Origin of the sequence: Streptomyces sp. NBC_00223 (assembly GCF_036199905.1) — a bacterium.
Taxonomy (GTDB): domain Bacteria; phylum Actinomycetota; class Actinomycetes; order Streptomycetales; family Streptomycetaceae; genus Actinacidiphila.
On record NZ_CP108109.1, the window covers coordinates 2,782,696 to 2,806,086 of the forward strand.

General features: G+C 72.0%; 15 protein-coding genes, 1 other RNA gene and 3 pseudogenes. 7 read left to right on the forward strand and 12 right to left on the reverse strand.

Annotated elements, in window-relative coordinates:
• Positions 1 to 179: 179 nt before the first annotated feature.
• Positions 180 to 2,420 carry an alpha-xylosidase gene (yicI, locus tag OHA30_RS11635; RefSeq protein ID WP_328913746.1) on the forward strand — a complete coding sequence of 747 codons (2,241 nt, stop codon included), beginning with the start codon at positions 180 to 182 and terminating at the stop codon, positions 2,418 to 2,420.
• A 113-nt stretch (positions 2,421 to 2,533) separates the two neighbouring features.
• On the opposite strand, the gene ssrA is transcribed toward yicI, so the two are convergent.
• The 5 genes from ssrA to ftsE all read right to left on the reverse strand — a co-directional run bounded on the left by ssrA (position 2,534) and on the right by ftsE (position 6,694).
• Positions 2,534 to 2,922, reverse strand: a transfer-messenger RNA (tmRNA) gene (gene ssrA / locus OHA30_RS11640).
• Between the two features lie 250 nt (positions 2,923 to 3,172).
• Positions 3,173 to 3,652 carry an SsrA-binding protein SmpB gene (smpB, locus tag OHA30_RS11645; protein ID WP_328913747.1) on the reverse strand — a complete coding sequence of 160 codons (480 nt, stop codon included), beginning with the start codon at positions 3,650 to 3,652 and terminating at the stop codon, positions 3,173 to 3,175.
• Between the two features lie 18 nt (positions 3,653 to 3,670).
• The gene (locus tag OHA30_RS11650; protein WP_328913748.1) at positions 3,671 to 4,909 is read right to left on the reverse strand and encodes a S41 family peptidase; all 1,239 of its coding nucleotides are present in this window, start codon (positions 4,907 to 4,909) and stop codon (positions 3,671 to 3,673) included.
• A gap of 124 nt (positions 4,910 to 5,033) precedes the next feature.
• On the reverse strand, positions 5,034 to 5,951 hold the full coding sequence (ftsX, locus tag OHA30_RS11655) for a permease-like cell division protein FtsX (RefSeq protein ID WP_328913749.1): 918 nt from the start codon (positions 5,949 to 5,951) through the stop codon (positions 5,034 to 5,036).
• A gap of 53 nt (positions 5,952 to 6,004) precedes the next feature.
• Positions 6,005 to 6,694: a cell division ATP-binding protein FtsE gene (ftsE, locus tag OHA30_RS11660; RefSeq protein WP_328913750.1), complete on the reverse strand. Its 690-nt coding sequence runs from the start codon at positions 6,692 to 6,694 to the stop codon at positions 6,005 to 6,007.
• A gap of 387 nt (positions 6,695 to 7,081) precedes the next feature.
• On the opposite strand from ftsE, the gene OHA30_RS11665 reads away from it, so the two are divergent.
• Positions 7,082 to 7,273 (forward strand): hypothetical protein, encoded by a 192-nt coding sequence (locus OHA30_RS11665; RefSeq protein WP_328913751.1) that lies wholly within the window; start codon positions 7,082 to 7,084, stop codon positions 7,271 to 7,273.
• A gap of 94 nt (positions 7,274 to 7,367) precedes the next feature.
• Positions 7,368 to 7,577: pseudogene (locus OHA30_RS11670) on the forward strand (hypothetical protein); the annotation flags it as partial.
• A 5-nt stretch (positions 7,578 to 7,582) separates the two neighbouring features.
• Here OHA30_RS11670 and OHA30_RS11675 read toward each other — a convergent pair.
• The 7 genes and pseudogenes from OHA30_RS11675 to OHA30_RS11705 form a co-directional block, all read right to left on the reverse strand.
• Complete coding sequence (locus OHA30_RS11675) at positions 7,583 to 7,912, reverse strand: hypothetical protein (RefSeq protein ID WP_328913752.1); 330 nt, start codon at positions 7,910 to 7,912, stop codon at positions 7,583 to 7,585.
• A 13-nt stretch (positions 7,913 to 7,925) separates the two neighbouring features.
• Positions 7,926 to 8,129, reverse strand: a complete 204-nt coding sequence (locus OHA30_RS11680) for a hypothetical protein (RefSeq protein ID WP_328913753.1) — start codon at positions 8,127 to 8,129, stop codon at positions 7,926 to 7,928.
• Between the two features lie 111 nt (positions 8,130 to 8,240).
• Positions 8,241 to 8,522 (reverse strand): annotated as a pseudogene (locus tag OHA30_RS11685) (polymorphic toxin-type HINT domain-containing protein); the annotation flags it as partial.
• Between the two features lie 126 nt (positions 8,523 to 8,648).
• Positions 8,649 to 9,524, reverse strand: coding sequence for a collagen-like protein (locus OHA30_RS11690; protein ID WP_328913754.1), 876 nt, complete (start codon positions 9,522 to 9,524; stop codon positions 8,649 to 8,651).
• A 274-nt stretch (positions 9,525 to 9,798) separates the two neighbouring features.
• On the reverse strand, positions 9,799 to 10,917 hold the full coding sequence (gene prfB / locus OHA30_RS11695) for a peptide chain release factor 2 (RefSeq protein ID WP_328913755.1): 1,119 nt from the start codon (positions 10,915 to 10,917) through the stop codon (positions 9,799 to 9,801).
• A gap of 1,011 nt (positions 10,918 to 11,928) precedes the next feature.
• Positions 11,929 to 13,215, reverse strand: a pseudogene (locus OHA30_RS11700) (serine/threonine-protein kinase); the annotation flags it as partial.
• Between the two features lie 359 nt (positions 13,216 to 13,574).
• Positions 13,575 to 15,296 (reverse strand): serine/threonine-protein kinase, encoded by a 1,722-nt coding sequence (locus tag OHA30_RS11705; protein ID WP_328913756.1) that lies wholly within the window; start codon positions 15,294 to 15,296, stop codon positions 13,575 to 13,577.
• Positions 15,297 to 15,964: 668 nt separating this feature from the next.
• Here OHA30_RS11705 and OHA30_RS11710 point away from each other — a divergent pair.
• The 4 genes from OHA30_RS11710 to OHA30_RS11725 all read left to right on the forward strand — a co-directional run bounded on the left by OHA30_RS11710 (position 15,965) and on the right by OHA30_RS11725 (position 22,906).
• Positions 15,965 to 19,024 (forward strand): FtsK/SpoIIIE domain-containing protein, encoded by a 3,060-nt coding sequence (locus OHA30_RS11710; protein ID WP_328913757.1) that lies wholly within the window; start codon positions 15,965 to 15,967, stop codon positions 19,022 to 19,024.
• A gap of 163 nt (positions 19,025 to 19,187) precedes the next feature.
• The gene (locus tag OHA30_RS11715; protein ID WP_328913758.1) at positions 19,188 to 20,588 is read left to right on the forward strand and encodes an ABC transporter substrate-binding protein; all 1,401 of its coding nucleotides are present in this window, start codon (positions 19,188 to 19,190) and stop codon (positions 20,586 to 20,588) included.
• A gap of 6 nt (positions 20,589 to 20,594) precedes the next feature.
• A complete protein-coding gene (locus OHA30_RS11720; protein WP_328913759.1) occupies positions 20,595 to 21,977 on the forward strand; it encodes a carbohydrate ABC transporter permease in 1,383 nt (460 codons plus the stop codon).
• On the forward strand, positions 21,974 to 22,906 hold the full coding sequence (locus tag OHA30_RS11725; protein ID WP_328913760.1) for a carbohydrate ABC transporter permease: 933 nt from the start codon (positions 21,974 to 21,976) through the stop codon (positions 22,904 to 22,906). Before OHA30_RS11720 ends, OHA30_RS11725 begins: the two co-directional genes overlap by 4 nt.
• Positions 22,907 to 23,391 lie beyond the last annotated feature (485 nt).

The window sequence follows — 23,391 nt, forward strand, 5'->3', positions numbered from 1 at the left end:
GCGCCCGGCAGGTGTGAGCCGGCGGCTGCGCGGGGCGCTTTGGGCGGAAGCGCTTCACGTAACCGATTGCGGTCGCGTACGCCGTGCTCGTACCCGCTTTCGGTTCGAGCATTGACACGCGTCAACGACCCGCTTACGTTCCTGTGTCGAAGCGCTTCGACAATCCGAGGGGCCCGCCCGTGAAGTTCACCGATGGCTACTGGCTGCTGCGCGACGGCGTCAGGGCCGCCCACCCGGTCGAGGTACTCGACATCGCCGCCCACCCCGGGGGCCTGGACGTCCACGCCCCGACCACCCCCATCCGCAACCGCGGCGACCTGCTCAAGGGCCCGGTCGTCAGCATCTCCTGTACGGCGCCCATGCCCGGCGTCGTCGCGGTCCGCCTCACCCACCTGGCCGGGGGCCTCGACCGCGGCCCGCGGTTCGCCCTCGCCAAGGGCCCCGGGCGCGCGGTGGTCACCGAGGACCCCGAGTACGCGACCCTGACCTCCGGCGAGCTGTCCGTACGCTTCGCCCGCACCGGCCCGTGGCGGATGGAGTTCCGGGCCGGCGGCCGTACGCTCACCTCCAGCGGACCGAAGTCCATGGGCATCATGGAGACCGCCGACGGCCGTCACTACCTGCGCGAACAACTCGGCCTCGGGGTCGGCTCGCATGTCTACGGCCTCGGCGAGCGCTTCGGCCCGCTGGTCAAGAACGGCCAGGTGGTGGACGTCTGGAACGCCGACGGCGGCACGGCCAGCGAACAGGCGTACAAGAACGTGCCGTTCTACCTCACGGACGCGGGCTACGGGGTCTTCGTCAACCACCCCGGCCATGTGTCCTTCGAGGTCGCCTCGGAGACCGTCTCCCGGGTGCAGTTCAGCGTCGAGGGCCAGTCGCTGGAGTACCTGGTCATCCACGGCCCCACCCCGAAGGAGATCCTCGCCAAGTACGCGGCCCTGACCGGACGTCCGGCGCTGCCGCCCGCCTGGTCCTTCGGCCTGTGGCTGTCCACCTCCTTCACCACCTCCTACGACGAGGCCACCGTCACCGGCTTCATCGACGGCATGGCCAAGCGCGAACTCCCGCTGTCCGTCTTCCACTTCGACTGCTTCTGGATGCGCGAGTTCCACTGGTGCGACTTCACCTGGGACCCGCGGGTCTTCCCCGACCCCGAGGGCATGCTGCACCGTCTGCACGAGCGCGGTCTGCGGGTCTGCGTCTGGATCAACCCCTATATCGCCCAGCGCTCACCGCTGTTCGCCGAGGGCCAGGCGGCCGGCTATCTGCTGAAGAAGCCGAACGGCGACGTGTGGCAGTGGGACCTGTGGCAACCCGGCATGGCCCTGGTCGACTTCACCAATCCCGACGCCCGCGCCTGGTACGCCGCCAAGCTCGACGCGCTGCTGGCCATGGGGGTGGACTGCTTCAAGACCGACTTCGGCGAGCGGGTGCCGACCGATGTCACGTACTTCGACGGCTCCGACCCCGAAGGCATGCACAACTACTACACGTATCTCTACAACCGGACCGTCTTCGACGTGCTGCGCGCGCGGCGCGGTGAGGACGACGCCGTGGTCTTCGCCCGTTCTGCGACCGCCGGCAGCCAGCAGTTCCCCGTGCACTGGGGCGGCGACTGCGAGGCGACCTACGAGTCGATGGCCGAATCCCTGCGCGGCGGGCTGTCGTTGGGGCTGTCCGGCTTCGGTTTCTGGTCGCACGACATCGGCGGCTTCGAGGGCACCCCGAGCGCGGCCGTCTTCAAACGGTGGATCGCCTTCGGGCTGCTCTCCTCGCACAGCCGGCTGCACGGCAGCCACTCCTACCGGGTGCCGTGGCTCTTCGACGAGGAATCGGTCGACGTACTGCGGGCGTTCACCCGCCTCAAGCTGCGGCTGATGCCGTATCTGTTCGAGGCCGCGCGGCAGGCGCGGACCGGGGTGCCGGTGATGCGGGCGATGGCGCTGGAGTTCCCGGACGATCCGGCGTGCGCGCATCTGGAACGGCAGTACATGCTCGGCGACGCCCTGCTGGTCGCGCCGGTCTTCTCCGACGACGGCCGGGTCGGCTACTACGTGCCCGCCGGGGTGTGGACCCACCTGCTGACCGGCGAGCGCGTCGAGGGCCCGCGCTGGGTGGAGGAGACCCACGGCTTCGACAGCGTGCCGCTGCTGGTCCGCCCCGGCACGGCCCTGCCGTGGGGCGCGGTCGCCGACCGCCCGGACTACGACTACGCCACCGGTCTGACCCTGCGGGTCTACGAGCCCGCGGACGGCGTCACGACGACCGTCCGCGTCCCCTCCCCCGACGGGTCCACGGCCGCGACCTTCACGGTGAGCCGCGCGGGTACGTCGGTGACGGTGACGTCCGAGGACGCGCCCGAGGGGTGGACGGCGGAAGTCGTCTCCGCGGAGCCCCTCCGCCTGACCACACCGTAGGCCCTGGCCGTTCCGCCCGCCCCGGCCGGTGGTGGCCGGGGCGGGTCGCCGGGCAGCCGCCCGGAAACGACAAACGGCGCCTTCCTGGAGGAAGGCGCCGTGTCGCATGGGATGAGTGGAGATGGCGGGAATCGAACCCGCGTCCTGTGGTGCGGAACCAGGGCTTCTCCGAGCGCAGTCCACTGTGCTTTTCTCGGCCCCGGCAGTCACGCGGACAAGCCGCCGACGGGCCCAGTCACTGTTTGATTTCCTTCAAGGACCCGTGACCGGCCCAAGAAGTTTAGTTCCCTTGATGATGCCAGGGTCCGGGTCGGGAACAGCTCCCGGTCTGACACTCCGCGGAGTCTTCGCTCAGCTGCTAATTAGGCAGCGAGGGCGAAGGCGGAGGAATCGCTCTTGGAATTGGCGATTATTGGTTTCGGCATATGGTTAACGAGATCATTGCCGCTTCCTCGGCTCGCTTCCCCTGCTTCGACATCCCCAGTCGAAACCGATCATCCCCATGTGGTGTTTTCAAGGTGCGCCGCCCGCGAGGGGCGACTGACTCCATCGTACGGGATCAGCGCCCGCGCGGGCCACCGTATTCCCGGCGGGCGCGGCGCGGCGCGGCGCCGGGGAGCGCGGCGCGAAGCCGGGGAGCGCCGGGAAGCGCCGGGGAACACGGCCCAGGCACTCGCGGGCCCGGGGGCACGGGCCCGGACACGCGGACTCAGGCGTACGGGGCCCAGGCGCGCGGACTCGGCGCGTACCGCTCAGGCACGCTGCCTGCGGCGCGCCGCCGACATCACGCGCTCCGACTCACGGCGGTCCTGCTTCTCGCGCAGGGTCTGCCGTTTGTCGTACTCCTTCTTGCCCTTCGCGAGCGCGATCTCGACCTTCACCCGGCCCTCCTTGAAGTACAGGGCGAGCGGCACGATCGTATGACCGCTCTCCTGTGTCTTCTGGAGCAGCTTCTCGATCTCGGCCCGGTGCAGCAGCATCTTGCGCTTGCGGCGGGCCGAGTGGTTGGTCCAGGTCCCCTGGGTGTACTCGGGGATGTGGATGTTGTGCAGCCACGCCTCGCCGCCGTCGAGCTGCGCGAAGCCGTCGACCAGCGACGCGCGGCCCAGGCGCAGTGACTTGACCTCGGTGCCGGTCAGCACCAGGCCCGCCTCGTAGGTGTCGAGGATGTGGTAATCGTGTCGCGCCTTCTTGTTCTGCGCGATCATCTTGCGACCCGTCTCTTTAGCCATAGCGGCCCCATTCTCCCACTACGAGGGGGCCCCGAGGCCAGCGAATACCTCGCGGCTGTCGGCGACCGGGTCCTGCCCCGCCGGCACCTCGACATCGGGCGCGATGCCCACGCCGTCCACCCCCCGGCCGTCCGGCAGCCGGTAGTGGCCCACGGTGAGCTCGGCGACGGAGCCGTCCGGCAGCGGGCTGGGCATCTGCACCGACCCCTTGCCGAAGGTGCGCGAGCCGATGACCACCGCCCGGCCGCGGTCCTGAAGGGCGCCGGCCAGGAGTTCCGCGGCGCTCATCGTGCCGCCGTCGACCAGCACCACCAGCGGGACCTTGGTGTCGCCGCCGTGGTCCGCGTACAGCGCCTGCTGCCGGCCGTGCACGTCGTAGGTGGCGACCAGGCCGCCGTCGAGGAAGGCGGAGGCGACCGCGACGGCCTCGGTGACCAGGCCGCCGGAATTGCCGCGAAGATCGAGCAGGACGCCGTGCCGGGCACCGCGCACCGCGTCCTGGACCTGTCCGCCGACGCCGACCGAGAAGGCGTCGATCTTGACGACCGTGGGGTCGTCACCGCCCTTGTCCCCCTTGCGCGGGCCGGTGACGGTGACCGCCTCGGTGGCGAGCGTGGCGCGGCGCAGAGCGACCGTCCAGCTGTGGCCGCCGCGCCGGACGCCGAGAGTGACGGGGCTGCCCGGCACGTTGTCGCCGCGCAGATCCGCGACGACCTCGGTGACGGCCAGCCCCGTACAGGAGGTGGTGTCGATCCGGGCCAGTACGTCGTCCACCCGCAGGCCCGCGCGGGCGGCCGGGCTGTTCCGCTGCACCCGGGCGACCTCGATCCGGCCGTCGTCGACCCGCCGCACCCACAGGCCCACGCCCACGTAGCGGCCGTCGAGCGCCTGCTGGAGGCCCGCGTACTCCTGGGCGGTGTAGAACGACGACCAGCGGTCGCCGCTGCGGCTGACCAGTTTCTCGACGGTGTCCGCGCCGACCTTGCCGTCGGCGATCTCCTCGGCGATCCGGCCGGTGTCGAGGGGCTGCTGCGCGCCGGCGTCCCGTCCCGCGCGGCCCGCGCTCCTGCCGTCCGCGCCGTCGCTGCCCGTGTCCGGTACGGTGGCCGCCGCCATGCGGGTGTTCGGCTCGCGCTGGGCCGGTTCGGTGAGGCTGCCCGCGGCCGCGCCGCTGGCCAGCATCGCGCTGAACACCAATGTCAGGGTGGCCCCGCGGCGAAAGCGGCGGGGCGTCCCGAACAACGACGGGCCGGACATGGCCGGAAGTCTAGGACACAATCGGGCGTGCTACGGAAGAGGCGCATACCCCGGCCGGCCACGGTCCGCAACCGGAGAGAGCGTCCGGATCGGCCCGGACGCCCCGGCCGGTCCCCGCCCCGCGTCAGACCTTCAGATACCGGCGCAGGGCGATGAACGCGGCCACCGCGGGCATGATGACGCCGATCAGCAGCACCAGCGGCAGCACCTTGATCACCGAGTCCCAGCCCAGGAAGGTCACCAGGGGGATCTTGTCCTGGAGCTTGAGCCCCGCGTCGATCATGAAGTACCGCCCGCCGAGCAGCATCACGCAGGCCAGCCCCGCACCCACGAGTCCCGCGAACGCGGCCTCCATGATGAACGGCATCTGGATGTAGAAGCTGGACGCGCCGACCAGCCGCATGATGCCGGTTTCCCGCCGACGGCTGAACGCCGAGACACGCACGGTGTTGACGATCAGCAGCATGGCGACGGTGAGCATGAAGGCCAGCAGCACGTACGCGGCCAGGGTCATGCCGTTGAGCAGCGAGAACAGGTTCTTGAGCACCGCGCGCTGGTCCTCGACCGACTGCACGCCCGGACGCCCGTTGAAGGCGCTGGCCACGATGGTGAACTTCTTCGGGTCCTTGAGCTTGACCCGGTAGTTCTGCTGCATCTGGTCCGGGGTGATGGAGCTGGCCACGGGCGAGCTCTTGAACTGCACCTTGTAGCGCTTGTACGCCTCCTCCGCCGACTCGAAGTAGACCTTCTCCACGATCGGCAGCTTCTTGAGGTCCGTCAGGATCTGGGCCTTCTGGTCGTCGGTCACGGCGCCCTTGGCGCAGTTGGGCGTGCTGGTCGCGTCGCCCTTGTTGCACATGTAGATCGTGACCTGGACCTTGCCGTACCAGTAGCCCTTCATCGAGTCGACCTGCTTGTTGGCGAGCACGGCACTGCCGGTGAGGGCGAGCGAGAGCGCCACGGAGATGATGACGGCGAAGGTCATCGTGAGATTGCGGCGAAGACCGACGCCGATCTCCGACAGGACGAACTGGGCGCGCATGGTGAGGGGTTCCTTTCAGGGGGAGAGGTGCTTACGGCCGTGAGAACCAGTAACTAGTGCTGGTAGCCGTAGACACCGCGCGACTGGTCGCGTACCAGCCGCCCCTTCTCCAGTTCGATGACGCGCTTGCGCATCTGGTCGACGATGTTCTGGTCGTGGGTGGCCATCACCACGGTGGTGCCCGTCCGGTTGATGCGGTCGAGCAGCCGCATGATGCCGACGGAGGTCTGCGGGTCGAGGTTTCCGGTCGGCTCGTCGGCGATCAGCAGCATCGGGCGGTTGACGAAGGCCCGCGCGATGGCGACACGCTGCTGCTCACCACCGGACAGCTCACCCGGCATGCGGTCCTCCTTGCCGGCCAGGCCGACCAGGTCCAGCACTTCGGGGACCGTCTTGCGGATCGTGCCGCGCGGCTTGCCGATCACTTCGAGGGCGAAGGCGACGTTCTCACCGACGGTCTTGTTGGGGAGCAGTCGGAAGTCCTGGAAGACGGTGCCGAGTTGGCGCCGCATCTGCGGAACCTTCCAGTTCGACAGCCGGTTCAGGTCCTTGCCGAGCACATGCACCGCGCCGGTGTCGGTGCGCTCCTCGCGGAGGATCAGCCGCAGGAAGGTCGACTTTCCTGAGCCCGACGAGCCCACCAGGAAGACGAACTCCCCCTTCTCGATCTCCAGCGAGACGTCCCGGAGCGCGGGGCGGTTCTGCTTGGGGTAGGTCTTGGTGACGCTGTCGAATCGGATCACGTTGGCACCAGGGTTTGCAGGGTCGGCCGACAGGGGATGTGGGGGCGACACTACGCGAACGGGCGGAGGGTGCGCAGTCACCGCGGGGCGTTGGTGGCCCGGGCCACAGGGCACATCGGGGCATACCGTCCATTGGGCGCGAAGCGGGGGCGAAGCACGGGCGCGGCGGCGGTGCGCGGCCGGACGCGAGGCGGGGGCGCCGGGCGCCGATTCCGGGGGAACCTGGCACAGTGGAGGGTGTACGGACAAGGAGTGCGCGCGGGATGCGCGAAGAGTGCGCGACCGCGTACGGACGGCGACAGGCGCGGCTGCGACGAGTGAGACCGCATCACCCCGGGAACGAAACGAGTCACCGGGGACGTACACCGGACGGAGGAGGAGATCACCATGACGGTCGACCGACTGGTGTGCGCGAACTGTGCCGGCCCGGTGAGCGAGGGACGCTGCGAGGTCTGCCGCGCCAATCGCGCCCGCCTCCAGCAGGAGAACCCCTGGGCCTCGATATCCCCCGCGGCTTTGATCGCCCTCCTGGTCGCCCTCCTCGCCGTGGTCCTGGTAGTCGAACACGCCACAGCCTGACCCCGCGGCCCCCTTTATTCCCGCTCGTGACCGGCACTGAGGTGCAGCGGCTCAAGCCGCGCTGAGCGGACAGCCCTCCGCCGGGTGAACGCCTGCGAGGCGACTCCTGGAGCAGGGCATCGGCCTCGTCGTTATCAAGGAACTGCTCGGACACGCCCACATTGGCGTCACCGCCGACGTCTACGCCCATGTCCGACTCCGCTTGCTGTCGACTACTGCCGTTCAAATGCCCGGAACCTCCGCCGACCGATACGTCGGTGGAGGTTCCGGAACCGATAGAGCGACTCATCGAGCAGGGGCGTGATCTCACTATTCCAGCTTGTTGAGAATACCCTTCGGTCCCTCCGTCATGATGGCGCGGAATGCCTCAATCATGGCGGCCACTCCGGGCTTCGGAATGATCACGAGATCAGGGCACTGGAAGAAGACACCACCACCATACTCGCCGGTTTCCTTCCAGCGATTTAGCACTACCTCGATAGCGCCGAGAGTCATACAAGTGGCACTCCACCGACTGCCATCAGGAAGCCGCAGTTCAGCATCGACGTCCTCTACCGTGTCGACTTGGTCATCGGCGCCGAGCATGAAGAGCACGATGAACCCCGGCTCCTTGACGACATGGAAGAGATCTTCGTCCACGGGGTTGCAGTCATCACCCATAGAGCTGCCGCAACCTCGCAATCACCTTGGACTCATTTCCTTTGTCGGCCTTTGCTACGATTTGTATTCCCCCATCAACATTCCTGAAGAACAGTCGGGCACCGCTGGCAGCGCGCGAGTAGGTGATGCCCGTGCCCGTAAGTGCCTTGTTGTAGGTACCCGGATTCATGTTGCCACGGGAAAGCTGATCGAACATGTGATCAAAATCCCTCTGGACCCGCTCGTTCTTGCCAGCTTGCTGTGCGGCCCGGGTCAAGAACGAGTCCTGTCCGAGGACAGACGACATATTCACGCACGGGCCGGAATTGTGAACCAAGACTGGCGTGGTGCCCGCGAGGACATAGTACGAGTGGAGGTCGGCGACCGTCAGGTCGTAGGTGGGGGCGTGGCGGTGGTAGTTGCGGACGGCGAGGACCGTGACCGTGGAGCCGTCCGGGCGGCGGAGGTGGGTGCCCGGGGTCAGTTCCTCGGCGTTGGTCCACTTGTGGTGGGTGGCGTCCCAGAAGGGGTGGTGCCACGTCGTCGTCAGCTTCTGCGGCGGCGAGGGAGCCGTGGGCCCGGAAAGGGAGAGGTCGGTGCTACCGACGATCTTTCCGTGCTCGTTCCGCCGGCGCCGTAGGAGCGTCGCCGCACCGCGGACAAAGGCGGCGGGCCCGGGACGCTCTGGGAGCGTTCCGGGCCCGCCGTTGGTGTTGCGGGTGCTGCGGTGTCGCGATTACGCGGTGTCGCGGCGGCCGGCCAGCCGCGGGGTGAAGCGGAAGCCGATGCCGCCCGCGATCAGGGTGGCCGCGCCGACGATCAGGAAGCCGGTGCCGCTGGAGCCGGTCTCGGCGAGCTGCGTGGTGGTCTCGCCCTGCGCGACCGGCTGGGTGTTGTCGGTGCCGGGATTGTTGTTCCCGCAGTCGACGCTGTCGCCGGTCAGGGTGCAGGTGTTGCCGTTGCCGCCGGAGGCCGAGGAGCCGCCCGAGGCGGAGGACCCGCCCGTCGCAGCGCCGTTCGTGCCACCGCCGTTCGTACCACCGGCGTTGCCACCCGTGGCGTCACCACCGTTGTCACCGGGGACAGAACCGCCGTTGTCACCACCGTTGTCGCCCGGGACAGAACCGCCGTTGTCACCACCGTTGTCACCGGGGACAGAACCGCCGTTGTCACCACCGTTGTCGCCCGGGACAGAACCGCCGTTGTCACCACCGTTGTCGCCCGGGACAGAACCGCCGTTGTCACCACCGTTGTCGCCCGGGACAGAACCGCCGTTGTCACCACCGTTGTCGCCCGGGACAGAACCGCCGTTGTCACCACCGTTGTCGCCCGGGACAGAACCGCCGTTGTCACCACCGTTGTCACCGGGGACAGAACCGCCGTTGTCACCACCGTTGTCACCAGGCAGCGTGCCGCCACCGTCATCGCCGCCGTCGTCACCGGGCAGCGTGCCGCCACCGCTGGTGCTGTCGCCCTCGTCGTTGGCGTGGACCACGGAAGCCGGCTTGCTGACCGCCTGGGCCGCGCCCACGGCGGTCAGGGAGGCGCCCGCCGCGATGACCGCGGCTGCGGCTATGCGCGTGACGCGTAGCCGTGTGTTGCGCTTGCTCATGAGTCAAGTACCCCCAGTAGATGTCTGCTTGGGGATGCGCAGCCATATGGAGTGCCATGCCACCGGTGGGAGCGGATGCGCTCACCCCCGTGCGCTTACGCCCCAATCATGCGCATGCCGCGCAACACCCTCGCGGCTTTCCCCCGTACCGTCAAGGTCGTTAAGGACACAATGGGCCCAATTGGCCCTGTCTGCCCGGCACTTCCGCACAGCACTGTGACACGAGGGACCACGCGGCGGGCCAGGAGGAGAACTGAGCGGAGGACCAAGAGGACTAAGCGGCGGTCTTCTCGCGGGACTTGCGCCAGCGGATGCCCGCCTCGATGAAGCCGTCGATGTCACCGTCGAGCACCGAGTGCGGGTTGCCGACCTCGTGGTCGGTGCGCAGGTCCTTGACCATCTGGTACGGGTGCAGGACGTACGAACGCATCTGGTTGCCCCAGGAGTTGCCGCCGTCGCTCTTGCCGAGGGAGTCCATCAGGGCCTGCTCCTCCTGGCGGCGGCGTTCGAGCAGCTTGGCCTGGAGGACGTTCATGGCGCTGGCCTTGTTCTGGATCTGCGAGCGCTCGTTCTGACAGGAGACCACGATGCCGGTCGGCAGGTGGGTGATGCGGACCGCCGAGTCCGTGGTGTTGACTCCCTGGCCGCCGGGGCCCGACGCGCGGTAGACGTCGACGCGCAGCTCGGACTCGTCGATCTCCACGTGGTCGGACTGCTCCACGACGGGCAGCACCTCGACGCCCGCGAACGAGGTCTGGCGGCGCCCCTGGTTGTCGAAGGGGGAGATACGGACCAGCCGGTGCGTGCCCTGCTCGACCGAGAGGGTGCCGTAGGCGTAGGGGGCCTTCACCACGAAGGTGGTCGACTTGATGCCGGCCTCTTCCGCGTACGAGGTCTCGTAGACCTCCGTCTGGTAGCCGTGGCGCTCGGCCCAGCGCAGATACATGCGCTGAAGCTGCTCGGCGAAGTCGGCGGCGTCCACACCGCCGGCCTCCGCGCGGATGTTGACCAGCGCCTCACGGGCGTCGTACTCGCCGGACAGGAGGGTGCGGACCTCCATCTCGTCCAGCGCCTTCTGGACCGATTCCAGCTCGACCTCGGCCTCGGCGCGGGTGTCGGCGTCGTCCTCGGTCTCGGCGAGCTCGAACATGATGCTGAGGTCGTCGATACGGCCGCGCAGCGTCTCGACCTTGCGGAGTTCGGCCTGGAGGTGGGAGAGACGGCTGGTGATCTTCTGCGCGTTCTCCGGGTCGTCCCACAGGGAGGGGGCCGCGGCCTGCTCTTCGAGCGCGGCAATGTCGTCCCGCATCCGGTCGAGGTCGAGGACGGCCTCGATCGACCCCATGGTCGAGGACAGGGACTTCAGCTCTTCGGATACATCGACGATCGCCACGCCTCCAGCCTACCGGCTGGTCGAGCGGACGACGGGCCTCGGTTTCCCCCGGTCCCCGGGCCCGGCGCCCCCGGGGCCCGCGGAATCACGGCCCGCGGCCCCGAAGAACGCGTCCGGCGCGCCGGATCAGGCCGGGGCCGAGGCGCGGACCAGGGTGCCCCGGGGGCCGCGGCCGTAGAGCTCCAGGGTGTGCGGGTACGCCACCGCGCCCACCGGTCCCGCGCTCCCGCCGGGCAGCCGGGAGGGCGCGCCCGCGCCCGCCGACTGCGCGCCGTCCGCGAACACGTACAGCCGGTCACCCGCGACCAGTGCCTCCGGGCGCCCCGAGGTCTCCAGGTCCGGGACCACCGCCGAGGGCCGCCAGGCGCCGCCGGAGTACGGCAGCCGCAGCACCGCGCCGTCCGCCTTCCGTACGACGAAGGCGTCCAGCGTCCCGCGTTCCCGCGAGACCAGCGCCGGGGCCGAGGTGATCCGGCCCGCCGTGGGGACCAGCGCCCAGGCGTTCCACCGGGTGCCGACCAGGGACGCGGTGACCAGGTCGCCGCCGACCCGGCCGACCAGGTCGATCCGCCCGGGCTGCGAGGAGGCGGCGGCGGGCGCGGCGTCGAAACGGGTCCGCTCGTCCACCTGCGACCAGGCGTTCCAGTAGCGGCCGGAGAACGTACGCCGGTAGAGCAGGCCGTCCGTACCGAGCGCGAAGAGGTCGATCCGCCCGGCCTTGGCCGAGACGACCGCCGGGTCGCCGTCCACGCTTATTCCGGTGAGCTTCTGCCACCCGGTGTACCCGGCGCCGTCCCGGACCACGTACCAGATGTTCTTGTCCTCGCCGCGCGCGAAGACGAACGTGGCGCCCCTGACGACCAGGGCGTGCGGACCGCCGGTGAACCGTACGCCCGCAGGCGGCACGTCCTCGAAGCCGGACCAGTGCGGAAGCGTGACGGGGGCGCCGGTACGGCCCTGCGGGGAGGGGGCGCCCGCCGTGGGCGCGTTCGGGGTGTCCGCGCTGGACTCCGGGCTCGGCGCGTGGTCGCCGGAGGAGTCCGACGGGCCGGACGACCCGGCGGAGCCCGAGGACCCGGCCGAGGCGATGCCCCAGCCGCCGAGCCCGGCCACCGCGAGCGCGGCCGCGGCCGCCGCGGCGACCTTGATCCGGCGCTGCCTGATCGCGGCGGACACCGCCCGGTGCCGGGGGCTGGCCGGGCGGTCGGGGGCGGAGGCGCGGGCCTTGGCGGCGTTGCGCCCGGCCCGGGAGGCGGCGCCGTAGCCCGCCAGTTCCTCGGCGGTGGGCAGTTTGATGCTGGTGTGCGTGTCCCGGCTGGAGTCGGGGGCCGCGCCGCGCACCAGCGGTACGGCGCCGCGCCTGCGGTCCGGCGAGGAGCTGGGCGCGACCGGCGGCTCGTCGGGGCCCTCGCCGTACGGCACCTCGGCCGCGGCTCCCTCGGTGCCGGGCGCTGCCACGTCGAGCACCGGATCCCCGGCCAGGCCCGGCAGCAGCTCGCGCAGCCGCGCGCCCAGCTCCCCGGCGGTGAGCCGGGAGGCGGGCGCCTTGGCCAGGCACTGGGCGAGGATCTGCCACAGCTCGTCGGACAGGCCGGGCAGCGGCTGCACGGTCTCGGTGACATGGCGGCGCAGTACGGCGCCGGGGTGGCCGCCGCCGAAGGGCGTGAACCCGGCCAGCAGCTCGTACAGGACCGTGGCGAGGGCGTAGATGTCGACGGAGGCGCGCGGCGGCAGGCCCTCGATGATCTCGGGGGCGAGGTAGTCGGGTGTGCCGATGATCCGGGTGGCGCGGGTGCGGCGCGGCGAGTCGACGAGGCGGGCGATGCCGAAGTCGGTGAGCAGCGCGGGCGGGGCGCCGCCGGGGCCGGCCGGGGCGGCGGAGTCGAGCAGTACGTTCTCGGGCTTGACGTCGCGGTGCACGACCCCGGCGGCGTGCGCGGCCGCGAGGCCGTCGGCCACGTCGGCGGCGACGGCGACGGCCGCCTCGGGGGTGAGGCGGCGTTCGCGCTCCAGCCGGGAGCGCAGATCGGTGCCGCGGACCAGGTCCATCACGAGGGCCAGGTCGCTGCCGTCCACGACGAGGTCGCGGATGCCGACGATGTGCGGGTCGTCCAGGGAGAGCAGGGCGGTCCGCTCCTGGACGAAGCGGCCGACGAGATCCTGGTCGGAGGCGAGGTCCTCGCGGAGCAGCTTGATGGCGACCGGGCCCTCGGGGCCCTCGCCGAGCCAGACGGTGCCCGCGGACCCCCGTCCGAGTACCTGGTGAGCGGTGTACCGGCTGCCGATCTTCCTGGCCAAGACTGCTCCGACTCCTCCGAAGGTCCGTCGCGTTGGCGACAAAGCTACGCGGATCAGGGGCCGTTCGGGGCACGGGTGGGGGGTGAGGAGACGTTCTGCCGGAGAAATCACCCTCGGGAAGTCGACAAATCCCCAAGTTGGCCACCGCGCCGGGCCTTTTCGGCGGGTGGAACGGTCGTCGGCGGGCCGTCCGGGCGGCCGGCGCGAGGCGGCCCGACCGGCGGCCGGCGGGTACGACCGGCGCGCGTCCCACCCCTCAGCGGCCGCGCCCAACCGTCCCGGCTCAGCCGTCCGTCGGCCCAACCGTCCGTCGGCTCGGCCGTCCCGGCCCAACCGTCCGTCGGCTCGGCCGCCCACGCTCAGTTCCCCGAACCGCCGCCCGAGTCCCCGGTGATCGCGGAGATCTTGTCCCAGGCGGAGTGGACCCAGCCCGACGCCGCGTCCCAGAGGTTGCGCGTGCTGTTGACCCAGTCGGGCAGCGGGGTCGTGTACCAGACGATCACGAAGATGACGATCACCACGAGGATCACCATCAGACAGCCCTTGAGGCAGCCGAGGCCGGGGATCTTCATCGGGTTCGCGCCGCCGCGCGGCTCGCGCGGCTCGCGCCCTCGGGGCGGTTCCGGGGACGTGGGGGCGGGCGGGCGCTGGGGCTCGTACCGCTGGGGGCGCTGCGGCTCGTAGCTCTGCTGCTGCGGGGGCTGCGGCGGCTGCTGGTAGCGCGGCTGGGCGGGCTGCTGCTGGTGCTGCGGAGGCTGCTGCTGCGGGTAGCCGTATCCCTGGCCCTGGCCCTGCCCCTGGCCCTGCTGCGGGTACTGCGGCTGCGGCGGGCCACCGTACGGCTGCTGCTGGCCGTACGACTGCGGGGGCGGCTGGGGGCGGCGCTGCGGGCGCCGGAAGAGGGGGTCCATCTCGGGGGCGAGCGGCCGTACCTCGGTCTGGTCGGCGCGCTGCCGCGCCGCGTTCAGCTGCGACTCCCAGGGGTGCGGGCCCTGCGCCTGCGGCGGGCCCTGCGGATCGGCGTCGGGCACGGGCGGCAGCACCCGGGTGCCGTCGGGCGCGGCGGGCCCCGAGGGCAGCACGCTGGTCACCGCGGAGGGGTCGTACGCGCTGCTCCCGGACGGCAGCACCTGCGTCGGGTCGGCGTCGCCGCCGCCCTGGGCCGTGCCCGGGACCAAGGTCGGTGTCTCATCCGGCGCCAGCAGCGCGGCCACGCCCAGCGCGGCCTCAGCGGCGGCCGGGCTCGCGTGGACACCGATGCCCGCGGCGACCACCCGCAGCGCGCGGGCGAGGCTCTCCGCGCTGGGCCGCTGGGCGGGCTCCTTGCGCAGGCAGCGCTCGATGACCGTCCACAGGGGGTCGGGGACGGTGGTGGGGCGGCGCGGCTGCTCGTTGAGGTGCGCGTGCAGCACCTCGATCGCGCTGTCGCCGCGGAACGGCGGACGGCCGGTGACCAGCTCGTACAGCAGGATTCCGGCGCCGTAGACATCGACCGCCGAGGTCTGCGGGCGGCCCTGCGCGGACTCGGGCGCGACATAGGCGGGCGTGCCGACGAACTCGTGGGTGCGGGTGACGCCGGGTGAGTCGGCGAGCCGGGCGATGCCGAAGTCGGTGAGCATCGGGTGCATGTGCTCGGTGCCGTCCTCGCCGGTGACGGTGGCGATCAGCACATTGGCGGGCTTGAGGTCGCGGTGGACGACGCCGTCGGCGTGGCTGCAGGCCAGCGCGTCGGCGACGGCGGCGGTCAGCAGGGCGGCGCCGACCGGGGAGAAGGGGCCGTTCTCGCGCAGATAGCGGTGCAGATCGGGGCCGTCGATCAGGTCCATGACGAGGGCGAGCAGATCGCCCTCGACCACCAGGTCGCGGACCTGGACGATGTGCGGATGGCGCAGCCGGACCAGCGCGGACCGCTCCCTCAGGAAGCGCATCACGACGTCCGGGTCGCTCGCCAGCTCTTCCTTGAGCACCTTGACGGCGACGGCGCTGCCCTCCTCGCCGCGCACCTGGCCACGCCAGACGGTGCCCGTGGCGCCGCGCCCGAGCGGCTCCTCCAGAAGGTACTTGCTGCCTACCGGCCGCACGTCGTGTGCTCCCTGCTCCGTAGTGGCTCGTGGGTGGTGTGGGATCTGTGGATCAACGGACTGTCGCCTGTAAACGCCACGGCGGCCCTGGACACCGAGGACGCCAAGGACACCATGACGACGAGGACGCACCCGGGTGGCGGCGTCCGTCGCGGGCCCGCCCGGCGGGCGCGCCTGATTCCGGCCAAGCGTAGTGCCGTACGGCCGCGTCCACGGCGTACGTCCGCCGGATTCCCCGGTAGGACGCGGAACCCGGGCCGGTGGTTGCCACGCCACGGCCCACCGGTGGCCCACCGGCACCGGCGCCCGGTCCGCCGAACCCCGCGCCCGACTCCGCGCCCGACTCCGCGCGGACGGCGATTTCCGGCGGCCGGTGATCGGTTTCCGGCCGAATTGTCCCGCGTTCACCGGTCCGATTCCGCTACAAGCCGATCGTCCTCCGGTCGGCCAAGATCACTGAAGGCGGTACCGGCGACGGGCTGTCGCCGGCGAGTGGGAGGATGCATCCGTACGGTGCGGTGAGGTGCAACGGGGGTGGCACCGGCCGTGCTTGAGTTACGTGCTTGTTGTGCTCGCAGTGCTTGCTTGTACGTCGACGCGCCCGTGCGCGGCCGGGGAGGGACTCTCGACCGCGCTCCCGGGCCCGGGGAGAAGGGACCGCGGACGAGATGCAGATCCGGCTGACCGTCCTCGGGCCGCGCAGCGGCCGGACAGTACGCGGGTGCGACGTGCTCATCACCGCGCCCGCGGGCACCACACTGGGCGCGGTGGCCGGGGCGCTGGCCTCCGCCGCCGGTTCCGGCAAGCCCGGCGGCCGGTCCTCCGGCGCCTCCGTGGTGCTCTACGCGGGCGCCGACCGGCTCACCCCCGGCACGGTCCTCGGTGTGCCGCCGCTGGTGGACGGCGCCCTGATCTCGCTGCACGCCCCCGCGGAGCCGCACGGCGACCACGGACAGTACGGCCGCTTCGGGCAGTACGGCCGGCCGCCGGAGGACCTGGCCACGCTGCACGTGGTGGGCGGCCCGGACGCGGGCGGGGTCCATCTGCTCCAAGGCGGGCAGGCCAGGATCGGGCGCTCCGCGGACGCGGACGTACCGCTGGACGACCCCGATGTGTCCCGGCTGCACTGCGAGGTCGCCGTCGGCGCGGACGGGCAGATCACGGTGGTCGACCTCGGGTCCACCAACGGGACGACGCTCTCCGGCCACCCGGTCGGCCCCCGGCCGCAGACCTTCGCGCCGGGCGCGCTGCTCAGGATCGGCGAGTCCACGCTGCGGCTGGACCCCGCGCACACGCCCACCCCGCCGCCGCTGGCCGCCGCCTCCGACACGGACGGCCATCTGCGGGTCTCGCCGCGCGAGGCGCCGGGGGCCTCCGCGCCCGTGAGTCCGCCGGGCGAAGCGCGCGACCCGGGCCCGTACCCCGCTCACACCCCGTACGCCCAGCCGCCGGCCGACGCTCCCGAGCCGGCCGCCCACACGCCCTCCGACGCCGAGACCTACGGGCGCGGGTTCGACGCGGACCTCGACGCGAGCGGGCGGCGGCACACCGGCGAGCGCGCCAGGACGCCGCAGGCCCAGGACCCGGCCCGCGGCGGCGTCGTCGGCGCCATAGGCGCCTGGGCGCGGCGGCGGTTCGTGGCCGGGGCCGGGCACGGCGGCCCGGAGGACGACGGCGGCGAGGCCGAGGCGCTGCGCGAGCGCTGGCCGGACCCGGCGGCCGTGCTGCTGACCGCGCTCGGCCCGGGCCGGCGGCTGTGGGAGCGCGGGGTGACACACCCGGACGCGCTGACCGTACGGCTGGGGACGGCCGACCTGCCGTCCGAGGACGGCACCCGGCGGCTGCCCGACGTGCCCTTCACCGTGGACCTGCGGGCGCCGCGGACCGCCGCCCTGACGCTGACCGGACCGCGCCCCCGGCTGTCCGGGCTGGCCAGGGCCGTGCTGGCGCAGCTGTGCGCGCTGCACTCCCCCGCCGCCCTGGAGGTCGTGCTGCTCAGCGCCGACCGCACCCGGGGCGCCGACCAGCGGGCCGAGGAGTGGTCCTGGCTGAACTGGCTGCCGCATCTGCGCCCCGCGCACGGCCAGGACTGCCGGCTGCTGCTGGCCTTCGACCGGGACCAGGCCGAGGCGCGCGCCGCGGAGGTCGTACGGCGGCTGGAGGAAGGGCCGCTGGGCGCCGGGTGGGCGTCGGCGCCGCCGGCGGCGGTGACCGCGGCGGCTTCGGCGTACGAGGGGCCGTACACGCTGCTGGTGGTCGACGGCGACCCCGGTTCCGCCGGGCTGCGCGAGGCGGTGGCGCGGATCGCGGTGGCCGGGCCCTCGGCGGGTGTGCATGTGCTGTGTCTGGCCGAGAGCGGCGAGCGGCCGGCCGTGGACAGCGGGGTCGTGGCCCGGGTGTCGGGCGATGTGGCGACGACGCTGCGGATCGAGCCCGCGGGCGACGGGCCCGCGGAGGCCCCGGGCGGCGCGGACCTCGCCGACGACCGGGACGTCGTGGACGAGATCGTGCTGGACGCGGTCTCCGCCGCCTGGGCGGAGCACTTCGCCCGGGCGCTGGCCCCGCTGCGGGAGGCGGAGGGCGACGCGCCCGGCGCCCGCTCCCGGCACGCCCTTCCGCACACCGTGCGGCTGCTGGACGAACTGGACCTGGCCCTCGCCACGCCCGCGAAGATCGCCGCCCGGTGGGCGGACGCGCCGGTGGCGGTGGCGGCGGCGACCGCCGTGGTCGGCGTCGGCGGCGGCGGGCGGTTGGCCGTCGACCTGGTGACCGAGGGCCCGCACGCGCTGGTCGGCGGGGCGGCGGGCGCGGGCAAGACGGAGCTGCTGCGTACGCTCGTGGCGGCGCTGGCCTCGGCCGAGCGGCCCGGCCGACTGGCCTTGGTGCTGGTCGACGGCGCCGGGCAGGAGCGCGGCGAGGGGCTGCGGACGTGCGCGGACCTCCCCCAGGTCTCCACCCACCTGGTGGCCTCCGACCCGGTGCGGATGCGGGAGTTCGCGCAGGCGCTGACGGCGGAGCTCAAGCGGCGCGCGGAGGTGCTGGGCGGGCAGGAGTTCGGCGCCTGGCACGCCGAGCGGGTGGTCACGGCGACCGTTCCGCACCAGGGCGGCCCCGGCCGCCGGACGGCCGATCCGGAGTCGCGGCCCGCGCTGCCCCGGCTGGTCGTGGTGGTCGACGACTTCGACGCGCTGGTCGCGCCGGCCCTGGGCAGCACGGGCCGGCCCGCGGCGGGCAGCGTCGTACGGGCGCTGGAGGCGGTGGCGCGCGACGGCGCCAGGCTCGGCGTCCATCTGGTGGCCTCGACCGGCCGCCCGGAGCGCACGGCGGGCACGGAGGCGGACGAGCGGGCCAGGCTGCGGATCGCGCTGCGGATGCCCGACCCGGAATCGGCCACGCTGGTGGTCCATGTCGAGGACCCGGCGGGACTGGACGACTCGGTGCCGGGCCGCGGTTATCTGCGGCGGCCGGGCGGGGCGGTGACGGTCTTCCAGGCCGCCCGGGTCAGTGGCCGGATTCCGCGTACGGCGACGCTGCGGCCCACCGTCGTACCGCTGGAGTGGGAGCGGATGGGCGACCCGCCCGCCCGCCGTCAGGTGCGCGAACTGGGCAACGGACCAACCGACTTGGCGCTGCTGGCCAGCGCCCTCCAGCGGGCCGCGGAGACTCCGGCGGACGACGCCGCGGCCGAGGGTACGGCGCCGCGGACCACGGCCACCCCGCTGATCTGACGAACCGTCGCAGAACGCCAACGGCCCCTCCGATTAAGGGGAATCGGGGTTGGCGGCAAGATCACGGCATGGTCACGATCATCACTCCAGCCCCGTGCGCGCCCTTGCGAGCGCCGCCGCCGGGGGCGTAGGACAGTCGCCACGGGACTGAGGGGATGGCCAGATGCGTACCTTGAAGCGCACACGTACCAGCCACATCGACCGAACTACGCGCATAGCGCTCGCCGTTGTCGCGGCGTCCGCGCTCGCGTTCGCCACCGCCGCCTGCGGCGGGGGCGGCGACGACGGGAAGAAGGACGACGGCGGGAAGACCGCCTCCCCGTCCGTCGCGGCCGACGGCCTCCAACTGCCCGATCTGCACGGGCAGAAGCTCGAAGTGGCCGCGGTCTGGACCGGCCCCGAGCAGAAGAACTTCCAGAAGGTGCTCGACGAGTTCGACAAGCGCACGGGGGCCAAGACCACCTTCGTACCGACCGGGGACAGCCAGTCGACGTTCCTCGGCACCAAGATCGAGGGCGGCGCGCCGCCGGATGTCGCCTTCCTCGCGCAGAACGGCGTACTGCACCAGTTCGCCGACAAGGGCTGGCTCAAACCGCTCGGCACCGACGCACAGGCGCAGCTGACCAAGAACTTCTCGCCGGGCTGGCAGCAGCTCGGCGCGTGGAAGGGCAAGCAGTACGGCGTCTACGCCAAGGTGTCCAACAAGTCGCTGATCTGGTACAACACCGCCGCGTTCGCCAACGCGGGCGCGAACGAGCCCACTACCTGGGCGGACTTCCTGAAGACCGCGGAGACCGTCTTCGAGTCGGGCACCCCGCCGGTGTCGATCGGCGGCGGCGACGGCTGGACGCTCACCGACTGGTTCGAGAACATCTACCTCTCGCAGGCCGGTCCGCAGAAGTACGACCAACTGGCCGCGCACACCATCAAGTGGACCGATCCTTCCGTCAAGACCGCGCTGACCACACTGGGCCAGCTCTTCGGCAACAAGGACCTGATCGCGGGCGGGAGCAGCGGCGCGCTGGCCGCCGACTTCCCGAAGTCGGTGACGCAGGTCTTCACCGGCAATCCGCCGGCCGCCGCGATGGTCTACGAGGGCGACTTCGTCTCGGCGTTCATCTCCGCGAACACCAAGGCGAAGGTGGGTACGGACGCGAAGGTGTTCCCGTTCCCGGCGGTGGGCAGCGGCAAGGCCCCGGTGGTCAGCGGCGGTGACGTCGGGGTCGCGCTCAAGGACAGCCCCGGCGCGCAGGCGCTGCTGACCTTCATCGCCTCGACGGACGCGGCCAAGATCTGGGCGCAGGGCGGCGGTTACCTCTCGCCGAACAAGTCGCTCGACCTGTCGTCGTACCCCGACGACGTGCAGCGCAACATCGCCAAGGCGCTGATCGCCTCGGGCGACGACTTCCGGTTCGACATGTCGGACCAGGCGCCGGCCGCGTTCGGCGGCACGAAGGGCCAGGGCGAGTGGAAGGACCTCCAGGACTTCCTCGCCAAGCCCGCCGACGTCGCGGGAGCGCAGGCCAAGCTCGAAGCGGACGCCGCCAAGGCGTACGGGGGCTGAGGCACGATGGCCCCCGTGGCTGACGCCTCCGCAGGGGCGGGCGGCGTCGCCGGCCCCGCCCCGCTCGCGCCGGGTCCCGTCAAGGGGCCCGGCGCCCGCCGCAGCATCATGGGCACCCGGCCGTGGGTGGCCGCGCTCTTCCTGCTGCCCGCGCTGGTGCTGCTGGGCGCGCTCGTGGCGTATCCGATCGGATTCACCGTCTACCGCAGCCTGTTCGACGCGGACGGCAGCGGTTTCGTCGGGCTGAGGAACTTCGGCACGGTCTTCAGCGACCACGGCATTCTCACCGCGGTCCGCAACAACGCGATCTGGGTGGTCGTCGCGCCGACCGTGGCGACCGCGCTCGGCCTGGTCTTCGCGGTGCTCACCGAACGGGTCAGCTGGGGCACGGCGTTCAAGCTGGTCGTCTTCATGCCGATGGCGATCTCCATGCTGGCTGCCGGGATCATCTTCCGGCTGGTGTACGAGCAGGACCCCTCGCGCGGGGTGGCCAACGCCGTGGTGGTGGCCGTGCACGACACCTTCACCGACAACTCGGCCTATCCGGGGGCCCGGCCGCGGCCGAACAGCGACCTCGTACCGACCGCGGGCGGCTCCTTCACCTCCAAGTCGACGGCGAGCGTGGGCGCCGCGGCCGACCTCCCGCTGATCGGCATCCCGCAGAACAAGGTGCCCGCCGGGGCCCAGGACGCCAGACCGGCGCCGGCGAAGGCCGGTGCGGTGACCGGCACGGTCTGGCTGGACTTCCGGCCGGGCGGCACCGGTAAGCCCGGGGTGATCGACCCGGGCGAGAAGGCGCTGTCCGGGGTGAAGGTGGAGGCCGTCAAGGACGGCAGGGTGGTGGCGTCGGCCAAGTCCGGCAAGGACGGCACCTATACGCTGCCGGGCTCGGCGGCCGGCGCCCAACTGCGGCTCCCCGCGTCGAACTTCACCGGCAAGTACAACGGCATCAACTGGCTGGGCCCGGACCTGGTCACCCCCTCGATCATCGGCTCGTACGTGTGGATGTGGGCCGGCTTCGCCATGGTGCTGATCGCGGCGGGCCTGGCCGGGGTGCCGCGCGAACTGCTGGAACAGGCCCGGGTGGACGGCGCCGGCGAGTGGCAGGTCTTCCGCCGGATCACCGTGCCGCTGCTGGCCCCGGTGCTCGTCGTGGTGATGGTCACGCTGATGATCAACGTGCTCAAGATCTTCGACCTCGTCTACATCATCGCGCCGGGCAACACCCAGTCCGACGCGAACGTACTGGCCCTCCAGCTGTATCTGTCGTCCTTCGGCGGCGGCGACGACCAGGGCGTCGGCAGCGCGATCGGTGTGATCCTGCTGCTGCTCGTGCTGCCCGTCATGATCTTCAACATCCGGCGGCTGCGCAGGGAGGCACGGCGATGAGCGCGGAGCCCGCGGTGAACCCGGGTGTGGGCGCGGAGGTGCCCGCGGCGCCCAGGACGAAGGCGGCGGGACGGCCGCGGCCGGGGATCGCGGCCCGGCTGGCGGCCCGGGCGAGCGGCGGTGTGCTGCGGATCGCGCTGCTGCTGGTGGCGCTCTTCTGGCTGCTGCCGACGCTCGGCCTGCTGCTGTCCTCGCTGCGCACCCCGGCGGACATCTCGGCGAGCGGCTGGTGGAAGGTCTTCACCTCGCCCTTGCAGCTGACGGTCAGCAACTACCGCACCCTGCTGGGCAACCACGCCATCACCGACTCGCTGGTGAACACGGCGCTGATCACCGTCCCGACCACCGTGCTGGTCGTGGTGATCGGGTCGCTGGCCGGGTACGCCTTCGCGTGGATGGACTTCCGCGGCCGGGACTGGTGGTTCCTCGCGGTGGTGGCGATGCTCGTCGTGCCGGTGCAGGTGGCGCTGGTGCCGGTGGCCCGGCTCTTCGGCGAGATCGGCATCTTCGGCGACATCTCCGGGGTGGTGCTCTTCCACACCGCCTTCGGGCTGCCGTTCGCGATCTTCCTGCTGCGGAACTTCTTCGCGGAGATCCCGCGCGAACTGCTGGAGGCGGGCCGGCTGGACGGCGCGGGCGAACTGCGGCTGTTCCTGCGGGTGGTGATGCCGCTGGGCGGGCCGGCCATCGCGTCGCTGGGCATCTTCCAGTTCCTGTGGGTGTGGAACGACATGCTGGTCGCGCTGATCTTCGCGGACAGCGGTTCGCAGCCGATCACGGTGGCACTCCAGCAGCAGGTGCGGCAGTTTGGCAACAACATCGACATTCTGGCGCCGGGCGCCTTCGTGTCGATGGTGATCCCGCTGGCGGTCTTCTTCGCCTTCCAGCGGCAGTTCGTCTCCGGGGTGATGGCGGGGGCGGTGAAGTAGCCCTCGGGGCCCGGCGGCGAGGGCTGCGGCGGGGTGGCCGGACCCCCGCCGCCGCGGGCCGGGAGCGGGCCTTCGGCGGCGGGGCTTCGGCGGCAGGGCTTCGGCGGCAGGGCTTCGCGAGCGCGGGTCCGGGCCGTCCGCGCGGTCCGCGCGGGTCCGCTCGGTCCGGCGCGCGGGGGGCGGGTGAGCCGCCGCTGCGGGCCGGGAACCACCCTTCGTGGTCGGGTCCGGCCACCGCGTCGACCGTCGCGGGCGGTGCTCCGGGCCCCGCGTGAGCCGAGCCTGGGCCTTCGCGGGCCGGGGCCCGGGCCTTCGCGCGGCCCAGGGCGTCGACCGTCGCGGGCGGGGCTCCGGGGCTTCGCGGGCAGGGCTCCGGCCGTCGCGCGGGGCCCGGTCTGGGCCTTCGCAGGCCGGACCTGGGCCTTCGCGCGGCCCGGTCCGGGGCCCCGGGCGAACCGCCTTTCCGGACCGCCCAGTTGGCTGAT